Raw genomic sequence first — 201 nt, 5'->3', positions numbered from 1 at the left:
AAAAAAAAGTCTTTCCAAAAAATGAAAAGACTTTTGTCGGGGTGGCAGGATTCGAACCTGCGGCCTTCCCGATCTCAATCGGGACGTGATAACCGTTCACTGTATTTCTTTTTAAAAGATTTTCAGTTTATTGCAAAAAAAAAGTCTTTCCAAAAAATGAAAAGACTTTTGTCGGGGTGGCAGGATTCGAACCTGCGGCCT

Annotated in this window: 1 protein-coding gene; it reads left to right on the top strand. The window is 40.3% G+C overall.

The window, feature by feature from the left end:
* Positions 1–21: 21 nt before the first annotated feature.
* Positions 22–201, top strand: a 180-nt coding sequence (locus EYY60_RS22365) for a hypothetical protein (protein ID WP_208749409.1), incomplete at its 3' end; no start/stop codon positions are given.

Source organism: Flavobacterium zhairuonense (genome assembly GCF_004352915.1).
Lineage (GTDB): Bacteria > Bacteroidota > Bacteroidia > Flavobacteriales > Flavobacteriaceae > Flavobacterium > Flavobacterium zhairuonense.
The sequence above is the reverse complement of the archived record's forward strand: the minus strand, read 5'-3'. Positions and strand labels throughout refer to the sequence as shown.